The 16,259-nt window shown below is 48.5% G+C and carries 15 protein-coding genes and 1 pseudogene; 8 read left to right on the forward strand and 8 right to left on the reverse strand.

Features of this window, described 5'->3' with window-relative positions; translation table 11 throughout:
* Positions 1–363: 363 nt before the first annotated feature.
* From H6F51_03765 to H6F51_03780, 4 genes and pseudogenes are all read left to right on the forward strand, one after another.
* Positions 364–1,005 (forward strand): DUF3386 domain-containing protein, encoded by a 642-nt coding sequence (locus H6F51_03765; protein MBD1821617.1) that lies wholly within the window; start codon positions 364–366, stop codon positions 1,003–1,005.
* A gap of 88 nt (positions 1,006–1,093) precedes the next feature.
* Positions 1,094–1,330 (forward strand): NifU family protein, encoded by a 237-nt coding sequence (locus tag H6F51_03770; GenBank protein MBD1821618.1) that lies wholly within the window; start codon positions 1,094–1,096, stop codon positions 1,328–1,330.
* A gap of 71 nt (positions 1,331–1,401) precedes the next feature.
* Positions 1,402–3,636, forward strand: a complete 2,235-nt coding sequence (locus H6F51_03775) for a glycoside hydrolase (protein ID MBD1821619.1) — start codon at positions 1,402–1,404, stop codon at positions 3,634–3,636.
* 85 nt (positions 3,637–3,721) lie between these two features.
* Positions 3,722–4,367: pseudogene (locus tag H6F51_03780) on the forward strand (Uma2 family endonuclease).
* 23 nt (positions 4,368–4,390) lie between these two features.
* Here the strand turns inward: H6F51_03780 and eno are convergent.
* On the reverse strand, positions 4,391–5,686 hold the full coding sequence (gene eno / locus H6F51_03785; protein ID MBD1821620.1) for a phosphopyruvate hydratase: 1,296 nt from the start codon (positions 5,684–5,686) through the stop codon (positions 4,391–4,393).
* A 190-nt stretch (positions 5,687–5,876) separates the two neighbouring features.
* Here eno and H6F51_03790 point away from each other — a divergent pair, with 190 nt between their 5' ends.
* Genes H6F51_03790 through H6F51_03800 form a run of 3 tightly spaced genes read left to right on the forward strand, consistent with a single transcriptional unit; the run spans position 5,877 to position 8,542 of the window.
* Complete coding sequence (locus H6F51_03790) at positions 5,877–7,010, forward strand: AI-2E family transporter (protein ID MBD1821621.1); 1,134 nt, start codon at positions 5,877–5,879, stop codon at positions 7,008–7,010.
* 36 nt (positions 7,011–7,046) lie between these two features.
* Positions 7,047–7,466 (forward strand): hypothetical protein, encoded by a 420-nt coding sequence (locus tag H6F51_03795; protein MBD1821622.1) that lies wholly within the window; start codon positions 7,047–7,049, stop codon positions 7,464–7,466.
* A gap of 53 nt (positions 7,467–7,519) precedes the next feature.
* Positions 7,520–8,542, forward strand: coding sequence for a 50S rRNA methyltransferase (locus H6F51_03800; GenBank protein MBD1821623.1), 1,023 nt, complete (start codon positions 7,520–7,522; stop codon positions 8,540–8,542).
* Positions 8,543–8,636: 94 nt separating this feature from the next.
* Here H6F51_03800 and rpsD read toward each other — a convergent pair whose 3' ends face one another.
* The 7 genes from rpsD to H6F51_03835 form a co-directional block, all read right to left on the reverse strand.
* Positions 8,637–9,245: a 30S ribosomal protein S4 gene (gene rpsD / locus H6F51_03805; protein ID MBD1821624.1), complete on the reverse strand. Its 609-nt coding sequence runs from the start codon at positions 9,243–9,245 to the stop codon at positions 8,637–8,639.
* Positions 9,246–9,316: 71 nt separating this feature from the next.
* Positions 9,317–9,811 carry a MogA/MoaB family molybdenum cofactor biosynthesis protein gene (locus H6F51_03810; GenBank protein MBD1821625.1) on the reverse strand — a complete coding sequence of 165 codons (495 nt, stop codon included), beginning with the start codon at positions 9,809–9,811 and terminating at the stop codon, positions 9,317–9,319.
* Positions 9,811–10,146, reverse strand: coding sequence for a photosystem II reaction center protein Psb28 (psb28, locus tag H6F51_03815; protein ID MBD1821626.1), 336 nt, complete (start codon positions 10,144–10,146; stop codon positions 9,811–9,813). Before psb28 ends, H6F51_03810 begins: the two co-directional genes overlap by 1 nt.
* A gap of 75 nt (positions 10,147–10,221) precedes the next feature.
* Complete coding sequence (locus tag H6F51_03820) at positions 10,222–11,544, reverse strand: serine/threonine protein kinase (GenBank protein ID MBD1821627.1); 1,323 nt, start codon at positions 11,542–11,544, stop codon at positions 10,222–10,224.
* Positions 11,545–11,607: 63 nt separating this feature from the next.
* Positions 11,608–12,984: a PAS domain-containing protein gene (locus H6F51_03825; protein ID MBD1821628.1), complete on the reverse strand. Its 1,377-nt coding sequence runs from the start codon at positions 12,982–12,984 to the stop codon at positions 11,608–11,610.
* A 474-nt stretch (positions 12,985–13,458) separates the two neighbouring features.
* On the reverse strand, positions 13,459–14,595 hold the full coding sequence (locus H6F51_03830) for an MFS transporter (GenBank protein MBD1821629.1): 1,137 nt from the start codon (positions 14,593–14,595) through the stop codon (positions 13,459–13,461).
* Complete coding sequence (locus tag H6F51_03835) at positions 14,564–14,815, reverse strand: hypothetical protein (protein ID MBD1821630.1); 252 nt, start codon at positions 14,813–14,815, stop codon at positions 14,564–14,566. The genes H6F51_03830 and H6F51_03835 overlap by 32 nt, the downstream gene beginning before the upstream one ends.
* A gap of 13 nt (positions 14,816–14,828) precedes the next feature.
* On the opposite strand from H6F51_03835, the gene H6F51_03840 reads away from it, so the two are divergent.
* Positions 14,829–16,259 carry a phosphoglucomutase/phosphomannomutase family protein gene (locus H6F51_03840; GenBank protein MBD1821631.1) on the forward strand — a complete coding sequence of 477 codons (1,431 nt, stop codon included), beginning with the start codon at positions 14,829–14,831 and terminating at the stop codon, positions 16,257–16,259.

Here is a 16,259-nt window from a genome sequence, read left to right on the forward strand (position 1 = left end):
ATCAGGTGCAGCTTGAAGCCAAACTTCCACAGCTGAGACTCGAAAGAACGTTACAGCTCTTTCAAACGTAGTCTCAGCTTTCTTTTCGCGCTACCTCCCCGTCGAACTCACGTCAGCACAAAGTGTTTGAGAACTTGGCAGCACGAGGCAAGACCTTACAGGAAGTCTCGAATTCTAGTTTGGACGTTTCCTGGTGTCTTTTCTTTGCGGATCTCGTTTGATCCCAATTATTGAAGAAGTATTCAACAGTTTTTAGGCACGATCGCAATTTTTCTCTTTTATGGGCTGATATCAGCTTCCCAAAATTAGGCGAATTCGTGTCAAATTCTTTAAACTAAAGGGAGTGACTTTGTTGGAGATGCTATGACCACCACTGTGCAAACCGATGCGCGTGCCTTGTTTCAGGCTGCTTACGAAAATCGGTACACCTGGGACGAAAACTTCCCCGGTTATACGGCAGACGTGACTTACCGCGAAGGCGACAAAACTTACCATGCAAAATGTCGCATTAATGCCGATTTCACTTTTGATGTGACTGACATCGAAGAGGGAGAAGGTAAAAAGGCAATTCACGGTCAAGTTTGGGAAATTGCAGTTCACCGGGTTCGTCGGGCGTTTGAAGAAACGCATGGGAAGAACACGTTTACATTAGGTGCAACTGATCCCGATGGAGGCGTTGAGATTTTAGTAGGTGGTAAGTCGGAAGGCGATCGCTACAAGGTTCGCAACAATGAAGTGAGTCTCGTTCACCGCCATATTCATGGAGTGGTTGTGACAATTAACACCTTTAGTAGTCACGACACTGGAAATGGCTATTTGTCGCACCGCTATGATTCGATTTACAGCGATCCGAAAACGGGAGCTGTCAAAGGTGCGAGGAGTGAGTTTGAAGATCTTTACGAACAAATTGGCGGATATTACATTCTGACGAGCCGCACCATTACAACTGAGCAGCATAAGAGCGAATTTCTGTTTACGAATGTGCAGCTATTAGAGCGGGTATAAACCGCACTCAATCAAGTGCAAGACCCGCACTCTCTGAACGATCGTTCAGAGTTAGGATTAAAGTTGTCAAGCTGTTAGAAGGTGAATTATGTCTTTGACACTAACGCCCGAAAATGTCGAAACCGTTCTCGATGAGCTGCGTCCGTATTTGATCTCAGACGGCGGCAATGTGGAATTGGTGGAATTGGACGGTCCGATCGTGAAGCTGCGCTTACAAGGTGCGTGTGGAAGCTGTCCGAGTTCGACCATGACGCTGAGAATGGGGATCGAACGCCGCTTGCGCGAGATGATTCCAGAAATTGCTGAAGTCGAACAAGTTTTGTAGGCAAATCCTTATATTGAAAATGGAGGCAAGGGATAGACTATTAAAGGTCTAATCCTTTGCCTCCGTTTTTTATGCCGCATCCGCTCCACGTTGCATTTATCTGGCATCAACATCAACCTCTCTACAAAAGCCGAGGGGATGCCAACTATTACGCTCCGTCTGAAGGGCAATATCGCTTACCCTGGGTACGTCTTCATGGCACAAAAGATTATCTCGATTTAGTGTTGCTTCTGGAGCGCTATCCGAAATTGCATCAGACGGTGAACCTAGTGCCATCTCTGATGATGCAGATTGAGGACTATGTGGCAGGAACGGCACTCGATCCGTATCTGACGGCAACGGTTACGCCTGTAGAGCAGTTTGATCGCGCTCTCAAGGAATTCGTGATTGAGCATTTCTTTGATGCGAATCGCCATACGTTGATTGCGCCGCATCCGCGTTATGTAGAGCTTTACGAACAGCGACAAGATCGCGGACGAGGTTGGTGTCTAGAGCATTGGAATGCTCTAGATTTTAGTGATTTACTCGCGTGGCATAACTTAGCGTGGATTGATCCACTGTTTTGGGATGACCCAGAGATTGCGGCTTGGTTAGAGCAGGGGAAAGGCTTTACGTTGAGCGATCGACAGCGCATTATCGCAAAACATCGCGAAATCATGAGCCGCATTATTCCGCAGCATCGCAAAATGCAGGAAGCGGGACAACTTGAGGTGACGACGACTCCTTACACGCATCCGATCTTGCCGTTGTTGGCAGATACCAATTCGGGGCGGATTGCGGTTCCGAATATGACGCTGCCCGAATCGCGGTTTCAGTATCCGGCGGATATTGAGCGGCATTTGAGAAAAGCATGGCTGATGTATGAGGATCGATTTGGTCGATCGCCGCGTGGGTTGTGGCCCTCAGAACAGTCGGTCAGTCCTGAGATGCTGCCGTATGTGGCGAAGCAGGGCTTTAATTGGCTGTGTTCGGATGAAGCGGTTTTAGGCTGGTCGCTGAAACACTTTTTCCACCGGGACGAAACCGGGAATGTTTATGATCCTGAAAAGTTGTATCGTCCGTATCGATTGGAAACACCTGCGGGAGATTTAGCGATCGTCTTCCGCGATCATCGGTTGTCGGATTTGATTGGCTTTACGTATAGTGCAATGGAGCCAAAACGAGCGGTTAGTGATTTAGTGGGGCATTTGGAGGCGATCGCGCGATCGTTGAAACCGAACAATGATCAGCCCTGGTTAGTGACGATCGCATTAGACGGTGAAAACTGTTGGGAATTCTATCCACAAGACGGTAAGCCGTTCTTGGAAATGCTTTATCAAACGCTGAGCGATCACTCTGAGATCAAATTAGTGACCGTTTCAGAGTTTATTGAGCAATTCCCGCCGACTGAGACGATTGCAGCCGATCAGCTTCATAGTGGCTCGTGGGTGGATGGAAGTTTCACTACTTGGATCGGAGATCCAGCGAAGAATCGAGCTTGGGACTTGCTGACTGCTGCAAGGCAAACCTTGGCAAATCATCCTGAAGCAACGGAGGAGAATAATCCTGAAGCTTGGGAAGCACTCTACGCAGCAGAAGGATCAGATTGGTTTTGGTGGTTTGGAGAAGGACATTCCTCGAATCAGGATGCCATGTTTGATCAATTGTTTCGAGAGCATTTAGCGGCGTTGTATCGATCGCTGAATGAACCCGTTCCTGAGAATGTGCGTCGTCCGGTCGAAGTGCATGAAGCGCGGGGCGATAGTGCACCACAAGGATTTATTCACCCCGCGATCGACGGTCGCGGAGATGAGCAGGATTGGGACAAAGCGGGACGACTTGAAGTCGGCGGTGCGCGGGGAACCATGCACCAAAGTAGTTCAATTCAGCGACTCTGGTATGGTGTGGATCACTTGAATTTTTATTTGCGCTTGGATTTACAGACCGGAGTGCAAATCGGGAAAGATATTCCACCAGAGCTGAATCTCTTCTGGTACTACGCGAATCAACCGATGCACAATAGTCCCATCCCATTAGTTGATGTTCCAAATCAAGCGCCTTTGAACTATCACTTTCATCACCATTTGGGTGTGAATTTGCTGACTCAAACGATTTGGTTGCAGGAAGCAGGTGAACATTTCCGGTGGCAGTCGAAAGCAAGCCGCGCTCAATTGGGAGTCGATCGCTGTGTTGAAATTGCGATTCCGTGGGCAGACCTGCAAGTCCAGCCGGATTACTCGCTGCAATTGATTGCGGTGTTTTCGGAAGGGGGACGGTATCGGCAAGTGTTGCCAGAAGATGAAGTGATTGCGATCGTGGTTCCATAACACATTGGCGATCGTCTGGATGGTTAGACGATCGCTTTTTTGAACCACGTTAAACTGAGAAAACCAACTTGTAGGATCAGCGTCGATGACTGCCCTCTCTCCGTCAGCCTCAATCCAGCCGCGCCTCTATACGCCAGAAGAATACCTTGCTTTGGAAGATCAAGCAGAATTCCGAAGCGAATACCGACAGGGAGAAATTGCGCCTCCTGCTATCGGCACAACAAATCACAACCGAATTGCACGAAATGTGAGTGCAGCGCTACATTTTGCGGCTAAGGTGCAAGACGGGGTTTGAGAACTTTATCGGGGATGTGAAGTTGTGGATTCCGCAAGAGCAGCTTTAGACCTAGCCGGATATCATGGTTGTAGTCGGTGAAGTGGCCTATTACAACAATCGTCGCGATATCATTCTGAATCCTCAAGTCATTATTGAAGTATTGTCTCAATCGACAGAAGACTACGATCGATTAGGAAAGTTCGCGAGTTACCGCACCATTCGTAGCTTTGTCGAATATGTTCTGGTTGACCAAAATCGAATTCGAGTGAAACATTTCACAAAGTAAGCAGCTAAACGTTGGCTACTTCACGATTTAGATGCGGAAGATCGTGAGATTCGATTAAAAAGTATCCCGGTTTCGATCTCGCTGAATGATGTTTACCGCAATATAAATTTTTCAGAAACAGAAGTCAGTAAAACAGGAAATTTAGCGGAAATGAGGAGCGATTGCTGAGATGCGATCGCTCCTCATTTCCCTTATTTGTAGCTCGGGGCCATGCCAACGGTTCCCGCGTAAACCGCACGATCGCCTAACTCGTCTTCGATCCGCAGCAGACGATTGTATTTCGCAACTCGTTCACTGCGACACAGCGATCCGGTTTTGATTTGTCCCGCGCGGGTCGCAACTGCAAGATCCGCGATCGTCGTATCTTCGGTTTCACCGGAACGGTGGCTGATGATCGATCGGAAACCATTCCGCGCACCGAGATCGATCGCTTGTAGCGTTTCCGTCAGTGATCCAATTTGATTCAGTTTAATCAAAATTGAATTTCCTGCTTTCTGTTCAATTCCCTTTTGCAGTCGCGTGATATTTGTCACAAACAAATCATCCCCAACCAATTGGCATTTGCTACCAATCTTTTCGGTCAATAACTGCCAGTGCTGCCAATCATCTTCATGTAACCCATCTTCGATCGATACAATCGGATAACTGCTGACTAACTGTGCCAGATAATCTACCATCTCAGTGGGTTTATGAGCGGTTCCATCATAGGTGTATTGCCCATCTTTGTAAAACTCACTCGCCGCCACATCCAGCGCGAGGGCAACCTGTTCGCCGGGTTTGTAGCCCGCTTTCTCGATCGCAGAAATCAACAGGTCGAGGGCTGCCTGATTCGATTCGAGGTTGGGAGCAAAACCGCCTTCGTCACCCACACCCGTCAGCAAGCCTTTATCGTGCAGCACTTTACTGAGCGATGCGAACACTTCCGCGCCCCATCTCAGCGCTTCTCGAAACGTCGGTGCCCCAACCGGAACGATCATGAATTCTTGGAAATCGACGTTGTTGTCTGCATGAGCACCACCATTAATCACATTCATCAAGGGCACAGGTAATACATTCGATAACGGCCCACCGAGATAGCGGTAAAGCGGCAGTCCCAGCGCGTCTGCACCTGCTTTTGCGGTTGCCAGCGACACACCCAAAATTGCATTTGCGCCCAAAGCTGCTTTATTCGGAGAACCATCGATTGCGATCATCGTGCGATCGACTAGCTCCTGATTAATGGCATCCAGCCCGATCAACTTCGGAGCCAGCGACGTTTCAACGTTTTCGACCGCTTTGAGAACACCTTTTCCACCGTAGCGGCTTTTGTCGTCGTCGCGGAGTTCGTGGGCTTCAAAGCTTCCAGTCGAAGCTCCGCTCGGAACTTGAGCAATTCCGTAAGCACCATTCGCCAGAGTGACTTCGGCTTCGATCGTCGGACGACCGCGTGAGTCGAGAATTTCACGGGCACGAATGGATTCGATCGCTGTGTCTAGGGCATCAATCATAATAGTCAAACCTGTAGTGAAAAAGGCAGCATTTTCGGGCAAATCAATTTTGCCTTTGCCTAGAATACGCCCTTCCTGAACAATTCTTGTAGCGAGCTTCACATCCCGGTCGCAGGGAAGTGGAAAAAATCCGGAATTAAATTCAATCTGAGCAGTACACTCGATTAGGTTTCGGTAAGGAGTGAAAACGGTGGGACTCGGTAGATGGATTGGGTTTTTGGCGTTTGCGATCGCGCTTTACATTCTGTGGGAGCTTCGCCAGGTGTTGCTGTTGGTGTTTGCGGCCGTGGTGTTTGCGACGGCGCTGAGTAGCTTGGTGAAGTCTTTGCAGCGATTTGGACTCAAGCGCGGCGGAGCGGTGCTAATTTCGATCGTGACGCTGCTGGTGTTAACGGCTTTGTTTATCGGGCTGATTGTGCCACCGTTTATCACTCAGTTTCAGCAGCTAGTCGAACTGGTACCGCGAGGACTCGATCGGGTGCAAAGCTGGTTTGATCAGATGCAGCAGATGGTTCCAGGGTATTCGCAGTATATGCCTGGTGTGGATGACTTAGTGCGGCAGATTCAACCGTTGGCGACTAGGGTTGTGGGAAATTTCTTCGCGCTGTTCTCGAATGCGTTAACGGTACTATTGAATATTCTATTAGTATTAATTTTGACGATTATGCTGTTGATTAATCCTCAACCGTATCGTCAAGGATTCATTGCGCTATTTCCTTCGTTTTACCGGAGACGAGCCGATCGTATTCTTTCACTGTGCGAAGTGTCGCTCGTGAACTGGATTATCGGGATTTTGATCAATATGGTCGTGATTGGGTTGGTGAGCGGAATTTCGCTGCTGATCTTGGGTGTGCCGCTGGTGTTGGCGAATGCGCTTCTAGCGGGACTTTTAGAGGCAATTCCGAATGTCGGCCCAGTGTTGAGTGTGATTCCGCCGATCGCAGTCGCACTTCTCGATGCCCCGTGGAAAGCGGTTGCCGTTTTGATTGTCTACATTTTGATTCAGCAGCTTGAACAGTATTTGCTGGTTCCGTTTGTCATGTCGCGGCAGGTAGCACTTTTGCCCGCAGTAACGTTAATTTCGCAGGTTGTGTTTGCCATTGCCTTTGGGTTTCTCGGTCTGTTTTTAGCGATTCCATTGGTGATTGTGGGACAGATTTGGATACGAGAAACATTGGTGCACGACGTTCTCGATCGCTGGCGCAAAGATGAACTTGAGGCAGAGTTAATTGATGCGGAGACAGACTTGCAGCAACTTTCAGAAGCGAAAGCCGGGATTGATTCACCCGAAGAAACTCACAGCGACGAGGAGGGTTCGCGGTAAACTAATTCCTGTGTCACATCTGGAATGTTCTGAATTATGAGAGCGTGGATTGCGGTTGCACTGTCGGCAGTCATTTGGTTAACGAGCATCTCGGACGCGTGGGCGTTGATTCAAATCAAGCTATCGGATTTGTCGTATCGAGAATGTTCGGCGGAGATGTCGAAAGGCGCAGTTACAGCGGGCGGTGTGCCGCAGTCGGCGCGATGCTTTATTGTGTTTGGAAAGGCGACCAATCCCACGAATAAGACGATCGTCAATGCCGATATTTTCGGACGAATTTATGATGCGAACGACGATCCGATTATCGAGAACCGTACCCGGTTGGGCGCGATCGAGGAAGTTCCGCCAGGTGTGAGTGAGTTTGAGTTTCAGGTGAATGTGCCTGAGAATCAACCGTTGCCGTTGAAGTTGTTGCAGTTCAAAGCAGCAGGATTTACAGGAACAGTGAGACGTTAGCTCAAAGCTAAATGCGATAGGACTATTACTCGTTTCTGTAGCCTCGTAAATTCATGCAAAAGCCCCCAACTTCTCAAGTTATCTTCACGGCATCACCCGAATTTGCTCAAGTTGCATTGAACGAAATTCAGCAAAGCGATCGAGGCTCAAAATTGCTGCAATGGCTTGATCAAGGAGTGGGCTTAATTCAATTAGACACTCTAGATTTCCGCGATTTAGCACCCCGAATTCTAAAGACAAAGGCTGCATTCATTAGACATCTTTGCCCGGTGAATGACAAAATTCCGCTTGAAATTACACAGTTAAGAGCGGCGATCGCGGCTCAAATCCCTTTGTTCGATCGAGCTGAAACGCTCTCGATTCAAGTTCGTTCTTCTATTAAAAACATCAATCGATCTGAACTTAGAAACGCTCTTGTTGATGATTTAATCAATGCAGGCTTGAAGGTGGAAGCAAAAGATCCAGTCCAAATTATTTCAATTTTCTGTGATAGCACAACTGCTTATCTGGGATTTTCTAATGCTTCAGATAACTTGAGCAATTGGGCAGGCGGAATGCACCGATTTGCACACGAAGACGAACAGATTTCTAGAGCCGAATTTAAGTTGCTCGAAGCGATCGATGTTTTCAATCTCAATCTTCCCACCGCAGGATTAGCGCTCGATCTTGGTGCAAGTCCGGGCGGTTGGACAAGAATTCTGAGAAAGCTTGGATTATCCGTGGTTGCCGTTGATCCGGGTGATTTAGCTGAATCGCTGCGCTTGGATTCAAACATCACTCATCACCGTCAGCTTGTACAACAGTATTTACCAAACTGCCGCGATCGCTTTGATCTCATCGTCAATGATATGAGAATGGATGCAGTTGACTCTGCAAAAAACATGATTGCAGCAAGTAAAACGCTTAAAGAAGATGGCATGGCGATCATGACTCTGAAATTGCCCAGTAAAGGGGTAAAGAGCGTGATTAACAATGCGATCGCACTGCTCGAAGACCATTACGAAGTGATTGGAATTAGAAATCTATTTCACAATCGGCAAGAAGTGACAGTCGCGATGCGAACAGCGCCAGAATAACCCACAATACGACGAAACCTCCCAGCGCTGACGGGGCGCGGGAGGCTGTCAAAGATATTCAATTGCCGCGGAGAATATCAATTTCGGAAAAATCTTACGCCTGACGTGAGTAATACTCAACGACCAGCAGTTCATTAATTTGCAGCGCCACCCATTCGCGATCGATGACTCCGTTCACTTTCCCAGTCATCTTGTTCTTGTCGAACTCCAAATGACTCGGCAAGTTAGACAAACCCGGATATTGCAGGTTTGCTTCGACCAATTTGCGAGAGCGATCGCGATCGCGCACCGCAACCACATCTCCCGGACGGCAGTTATAGCTCGCAATGTCTACAACCTTACCATTGACCGTAACGTGACCGTGATTCACTAGTTGACGTGCGCCGGGAATCGTCGGAGCCATTCCTAAACGGAACACAGTGTTATCTAACCGCATTTCCAGCAGTTGCAAGAGTACCTGTCCAGTCGAACCTGCTGCACGGCGGGCTTTCCGCACGTAGCGAAGCAGTTGTTTTTCGCTCACTCCATAGTTGAAGCGAAGCTTTTGCTTTTCTTCTAGACGAACTGCATATTCTGAGCGTTTCTTACGCGCTTGTCCGTGTTGTCCGGGTGGATAGGCGCGGCGTGCAGATTTACGGGTGAGTCCGGGAAGATCTCCCAGACGACGGGTGATTCTAAGGCGAGGGCCTCGATATCGCGACATTGAACGTTCCTCGTTTGACTCGGAGATTTAAACAACTTTTCTAGTATACGACGCGGAATTCGCGGCTTCAATTATTTTTTCAATTGAGTGACCAGATGCACTAATTCCGGCAAAATCAGTTGCTCTACTGCCAGTTTTACCGCATTCGATGAGCCGGGGAGCGAAAAAATCAGCTTGTTTGAATAAACTCCGGCGATCGCTCTCGATGCGATCGCTCTTGATCCGATCTCGGCATAGCTCAGCGATCGAAAGATTTCCCCGAATCCGGGCAGCGTTTTTTCGAGGAGTTGTTCGATCGCGTCGTAGGTGGTGTCTCTTGGGGCGATGCCTGTTCCACCACTGAGAATCACCGCATCGACAGCGAATAGATTGACGAATTGAGCACGAATCTGATCAGGTTCATCGGGCACGATCGCATAATGCGCGATTGTGTGACCGGATTGTTTGAGCAGCGATTGGATCAGTTGACCACTGCGATCGGTCTCGATCGTGCGGGTGTCACTGACGGTAATCACGGCACAGGAAACGGCGATCGCAGCTTTATCCGGGTGGGGCTGATGCGACATTACGACTTTGTAAAGCCTAGATCGTTGGATTCAGCGTAGCGATCCATAAACCGCATAAAGCGATCCCAATCTTCCACCGATTTCATGATGTAGGTGGCTTCGAGTGCCGCAGGCTGACCGTTGATAAATTTGGCTTTGACTTCGCGGGTGAGCAGTTCGCCTTCTTCGTCGATCATGTACATTCCGGTGATGCTATCGGTCTTTTCAGCTTCTAGCGCTTTTGGCTTCTCGAAGATGAAGGTGGCGGCTCCGTTGGTTCCATCTTTGGAGCGGGTTATACGAACATCTGGGATCACTTCTTCGGTAATGCCTCTTGAAAATTGGATTTCTGCCATGATGCGAATCGATGAGTATTTTGGATTGGCTCTATTCTCCCATCTTTGCGTAACTTAACAAAGGCTTCTCATTTTTCATTTAAGCTTCAGCCACGATCGAATCTCTTTCAGTACCCAAGCCTGCTCGAAATCGGTGAGTTCTTCGCCAAACTGGTGCAATCGATATCCGGTACGATACGGCCCTGATGTGATTGTGATTAAGCCATTTGAGTCGCGCCGCACTTCTCGAATGTCGCGGGTAATGCCTGTCATCCGATTGCTGGCGGTTTTGAAGCGCTGAGTTTCGACGACGAATTCTCGGCGATCGAACTTGACATAAGTCCGCTGAAACGTCGGACTCATAAACAGCAAAAAGATCAGCGCTCCCAAAATGAGAATCCAGGTTGCAGAGCTAAGCACGCCGAAAAACAGGATCAGGAAAATCATCGGCACGATAAACGTTAATCCCAGCGATGCAACGCCTAGCTTGATCAAGCCTGGAAGATTTAAGCCCTTCTCTTCGGGATGCTTGGGAATAACGATTTCTAGCCGTTTTTTCGATCGCATCAGCTGGACTCGCGTATTTTTTGGGCGTTCAACCGGCGGAAAGGAAAACACAGTTTCAGAACGATTCAAGGCATCGATCGCCTCATGTGCTGTCTGGAATCGCTGCTCTAGATCAGGATGGGTGAGCTGATCGATCCAATCTGCTAACGCGGGCGGCAATGTGACACGATCGCGCCATTGAATCCGAAGCTGTCGCTGGGGTAAATCGGCTGGGGAGACTCCGGTGAGTAAATGAATCAACGTTGCACCCAACGCATAGAGATCAGAACCGGGAACAGCACGACCGCCGAACTGCTCGATCGGCGTATATCCGTAAGTTCCAACGATCGTAAAGGTTGCACCCTCGACATTAGCACGATCCTGCACCGCTCCAAAATCGACCAGATACACTTGCTGATCCGTGCCCAAAACTAGATTACTGGGCTTGATATCACGATGCAGAACGGCGGGATTGAGACCATGTAAATCGCGCAGAATTGTTAGAACTTCCAGCGCAATTTGTCGCACTTCCGCTTCAGAAAATCGCTTGCCTTCCTGAATTAATTGCTTCAGCGAAGTTCCCGGAATGTAGTCCTGCACCAAGCCAAACCAGAGAATGCGATCGTCGATCGAAAAAGAATCCCGACACTTCGGAATGCGTGGGTGATCCAACTGCCGCAAAATCTGAGATTCACGCTCAAACAGCTTGAGATCATCCCACTGCGATTGCTCCCCAAACGCCAACAGTTTCACAATCACAGATTGCGACTGAGCCGTTAAATCCATCGCCAGCCAAGTTTGCCGCCCTGCACCGTGACCTAATTTTTCTTGAAGTTGATAGCGATCGTACAGCGTTTGTCCTGCACTCAGCATCGATCGAGGCTCCCTACCGTCTTTACCGACTTCGCTTTCGATCATAGCGATTCCGTCTTTTCTTTAGCTGAAGCTGGGGAGTTTGACGATAAATTCTGTGCCTTGAGGCAAGACGGGGAAGCACTCGATCGAACCGCGATGTTGTTCGACGATTGTTTGATACGAGAGCGCGAGTCCCATTCCGGTTCCTTTGCCGACTGGTTTTGTTGTGAAAAATGGATCAAAAATGCGGGGTCGAATTTCTGCTGAAATACCGATGCCTGTATCTCGGATTCGGACTTTTACAGTTTGGTCAGACTGTTGATCTGTCCAAATTTCAATCGTGCGATTTTCTACGGTTTCGATCGCATCGATCGCGTTGTTAATCAAGTTCATCCACACCTGATTGAGTTGTCCGGCATAACAGTCAATGGGTGCAACAGTTCCATAGTGTTTAACGATTGTAATGTGTTGAGCTTTCAATCGGTGCTGCAATAGCGTTAAGGTTTGCTCGATCGCAGCGTTAATATCAATGGTTTTGAGTGCTGCTTCATCTAATCGGGAGAACGATCGCAGCGATTTGACAATTTCTTGAATGCGAGTCGTACCTGTTCGCATTGAAGCAAACACCCTAGCAACATCATCGAGCAAAAAGCCGAGATCAATTTCATCAATGGTGTGTTGAATTTCCGCGATCGGTTCAGGATAGTGTTTTTGATAAAGTTGAATAACCCGAATTAAATCGCGAGTGTAAGCATCTGCATAACGCAAATTTCCGTGGATAAAATTAACAGGATTATTCACTTCATGAGCAATTCCCGCAACTAATTGACCCAGACTCGACATCCTTTCACTTTGAATGAGTTGCGTTTGGGTTTGATTTAAGCTGGATAGCGTTGCTTCGAGCTCTGCATTTCTTTGAGACAGTTCGGTGGTTCGCTCTGCAACCCGACTTTCTAAAACTTCGTTTGCTTGCTCTAAGGCTTCTTTGGCACGTTTGAGATCAGTGATATCTGTTGCGATCCCACCGATCGCAAACGCTTGTCCTGTTTCATCAAACAAGGGAAATTTGACGACGATCGCAATATGTAATCCGTCTTCATGGGGCTCAATTTCCTCAAGCTGAATCGAAGTCCCAGACGCGATCGCAGCACGATCGGCGACTTGAAATGCCGCTGCAATCTCAGGCGGAAAAAAGTCGTAGTCGGTCTTGCCTAGATCGCGGTCTTGATCGAGATTGAATCGATGGGCAAATTCTCGATTCATCAATATATACGTTCCGTTCGTATTGCGATATTCTTTGGCAAAGATACTAGCTCTTGTGTTGTTGATAATACACTTAAGCAAGTTCTGGCTTTGCTGCAACTTCGCAACTTGACCTGATAATTCTGTAATTAATTTGTTATGTGATTTCTTTAGTCTAATTTCAGACTGTTTATATCTTGTTATTTCGGTAATCATTCCACAAAAGATGGTTTCACTCTGATTGATCTCAGTGAGCGCTGCGGTAATTTGAATCCATCTCTGCTTGACTCGTCCCTCAAAGCTCCAGGGAATGGCACGATTGATTGCCTTTCTTAAAGATTCTCGAAAGCGATCACGATCGCTTGGATCAATTTGGTTTTCTAACACGGCAAAATCTTTTGTAATCACCGCAGCAGAAACACCAACGAGATCAGCGATCGCGTCGCTGATGTAATCAATTCTGTACTCGTTCCCGATCGCGCTTAACCGAAAGATTGCACCTGGAGCGTTAGCGGCGATCGTTTGCACATCAATCTCTATAGCCGAATTAGAACTCATACAGGGCACAACCGAGCAATCTTGAGAAAAGTTTCCTTATCATTCCCTCAATTCTCTTGTGCTACCACTACGATCAACTCCTATGATCAAATACAAAGATCAAATACATACAAAGATCAAATACAAAACTTGTCAATGGGCTGTTAAGCGCTGCTGTCGCCAATATAATCCTAATCCTGCTAGCAGCATCATCCCAAAGCCGATCGCGCATACGCCAGACCACTGAAACCGATTCCAAGCATAAGTGCCTAAATACGATCCAATTGCACCGCCAACAAAATAAAGCGTGATGTACAACGCATTTAAGCGACTGTGATATTCCGCAGGCAAGCTGTAAAGCGTTGCTTGATTTGAAATTTGACTCGTCTGGACTCCCAAATCCAGCAAAATCGCACCGAGGACTAATCCGCCTAGCTGTTTTCCAAAGGCCCAAACCACGAGAAACGCTGCGATCGTCATCAAAACTCCGATTCTTAGCGTGAAGCCCGGACTCCGACGATCAGCAATTTTGCCAACCACCACCGCCGCTACTGCACCCGCAATGCCAACAAATCCAAACAACCCTGCAATATCACTGCCATACTGATACGGCGGTTGTTCGAGCAAAAACACAAGCGTACTCCAGAAGGCACTAAACGCCCCAAACGACATCGCCCCAATCCAAGAAGTCGCTTGTAGTATAGGGTCTCTCTGAATTAGCTCCAACATCGATCGCAGCAAAGTTGGATAGGTCATTTTCAAGCTCGATTGATAGCGGGGTAACTGTTTCGCTAAAACGATCGCCAACAGCACCGTCGCACCACTAGCAAACCCATAGATTGCCTGCCAACCGATGATTTCTCCGGCAAACCCGCTTAGCGTTCTTGCGACCAGAATGCCGATAAATAAGCCACCCATCACCCGACCGACAATTTTGCCGCGCTCCTCTGGTTGGCACAGTTGCGCGGCAAACGGTACGAGGATCTGTGCAGCAATGGTACTCGCCCCGATCGCAAAACTCGCAAGGCTCAATCCCACTAAATTCGTCGATAGTGCCGCCAGCAAGAGCGCGATCGCGGCGCATCCCGTCACCAGGACAATTAGCCGTCGCCGCTCCATGCGATCGCCCAACGGCACGATGAATAAAATTCCAATCGCATAGCCAATCTGCGTCAACATTGGGATCACTCCGACTTCTGCTGCCGAAACTCCGAACTGTTGAGCTATTTTGGCTAAAAGCGGCTGATTGTAGTACAAATTAGCGACCGTTGCGCCCGACGCGATCGCCATCATCCAAACCAGTGAAGAACGCATAAATGAAAGAACGGTGAGGTTTATATTGCAAGGGTAATTGAGGAGCGAGGAGTAAAGGAATTTTGAAGTGTCCTGGAAGCCTTGAGGCGCTCTGTAAAGAAACTGGAGAAAGATCATAAAACTCGATAAAGTCCGAGATATCCCCGTTACACTGTTTTTGTTTCAAACCCTTTTGCAGCAGGAGAAGTGCAAGCATGGCTCACGCGCCGATGACAATTACCACAATTAATCCGATTCAGTTTGGCACCGATGGCTGGCGCGGCGTGATTGCTGCTGATTTCACGTTCGATCGCGTCATGACCGTCGCCCCGATCGCCGCGGCAGTTCTGTCTGAGGTTTACGGTGCAGAAACCGGAAGCAACACCGTGATTGTGGGCTACGATCGCCGATTTTTATCCGAAGAATTCGCTCGCACTGCGGCAGAGTCGATTCGCAAAGTTGGCTTTGATGTGTTGTTTTCTGAAAGTTTCGCGCCGACTCCTGCCTTTAGTTGGGCAGCGAAGAAGCTGAATGCGTTGGGCGCGATCGTGATTACGGCAAGCCACAATCCTGGCAACTATTCAGGCTTGAAAGTCAAAAGCGCCCACGGGGGATCAGTGCCGCCGGAAGTGACGAAGAAGATCGAAGCCTTGTTAGCGAGTGGTGCGCCTGCGCCTGATGTGCAACCGGGAACATTCAGCACGTTTGATCCCTGGGAGAGCTATTGCGAAGGACTGCGATCGCTTGTGGATACTACAGCGATTAAAACGGCGATCGAGCAAGGGAAAGTCACGGTGTTTGCGGATGTGATGCACGGAGCCGCAGCGACCGGATTAGCGCGATTGCTCGGTGTGGAAATTCATGAGTTGAACAGCGATCGCGACCCCCTGTTTGCAGGAGGCGCACCAGAACCGCTACCGAAGTATTTGCCAAAGATTTTAGAGACGATTCAGAATTTTGACGGAAATAGTTTAGCGGTGGGCTTAGTGTTTGATGGCGATGCCGATCGTGTTGGCGCAGTTGATGCCAAAGGGAATTTTCTCAGTTCTCAGATTCTGATCCCGATTCTGATCGAGCATCTGGTGCAAAAAGGCTTTAGCGGCGAATTTGTCAAAACGGTGAGCGGTTCAGATCTGATGCCGTTGGTTGCCAAGCTTTACAACCTGCCTGTACACGAAACGCCGATCGGCTACAAATACATTGCCGATCGAATGCTCGAAACCAAAGTTCTACTCGGCGGAGAAGAGTCCGGCGGGATCGGCTATGGTCATCACATTCCAGAGCGCGATGCGTTACTGTCGGCGCTGTATGTTCTCGAAACTGTGGTACAAACGGGAACCGATCTGGGCGAACTCTACCGCCGTTTACAGGAAAGAACCGGATTTTTGTCAGAGTACGATCGCATTGATCTGCCTCTTGCCAGCATGGAAGTCCGCGCCAAACTTCTAGAGCAGTTGAAAACACAACCCCCGCAAACCATTGCTGGAAAAGTGGTAATTAGCTGTCAGACTGACGATGGCTATAAGTTCCGGCTTGAGGATCAAAGCTGGTTATTGATTCGCTTTAGTGGGACAGAACCCGTTTTGCGGCTGTATTGCGAAGCGGCAACGATCGACCAGGTTCACCAAACGCTAAATTGGGCGCGTGATTGGGCGAGTTGA

The organism is Cyanobacteria bacterium FACHB-DQ100 (genome assembly GCA_014695195.1).
Lineage (GTDB): Bacteria > Cyanobacteriota > Cyanobacteriia > Leptolyngbyales > Leptolyngbyaceae > Leptolyngbya.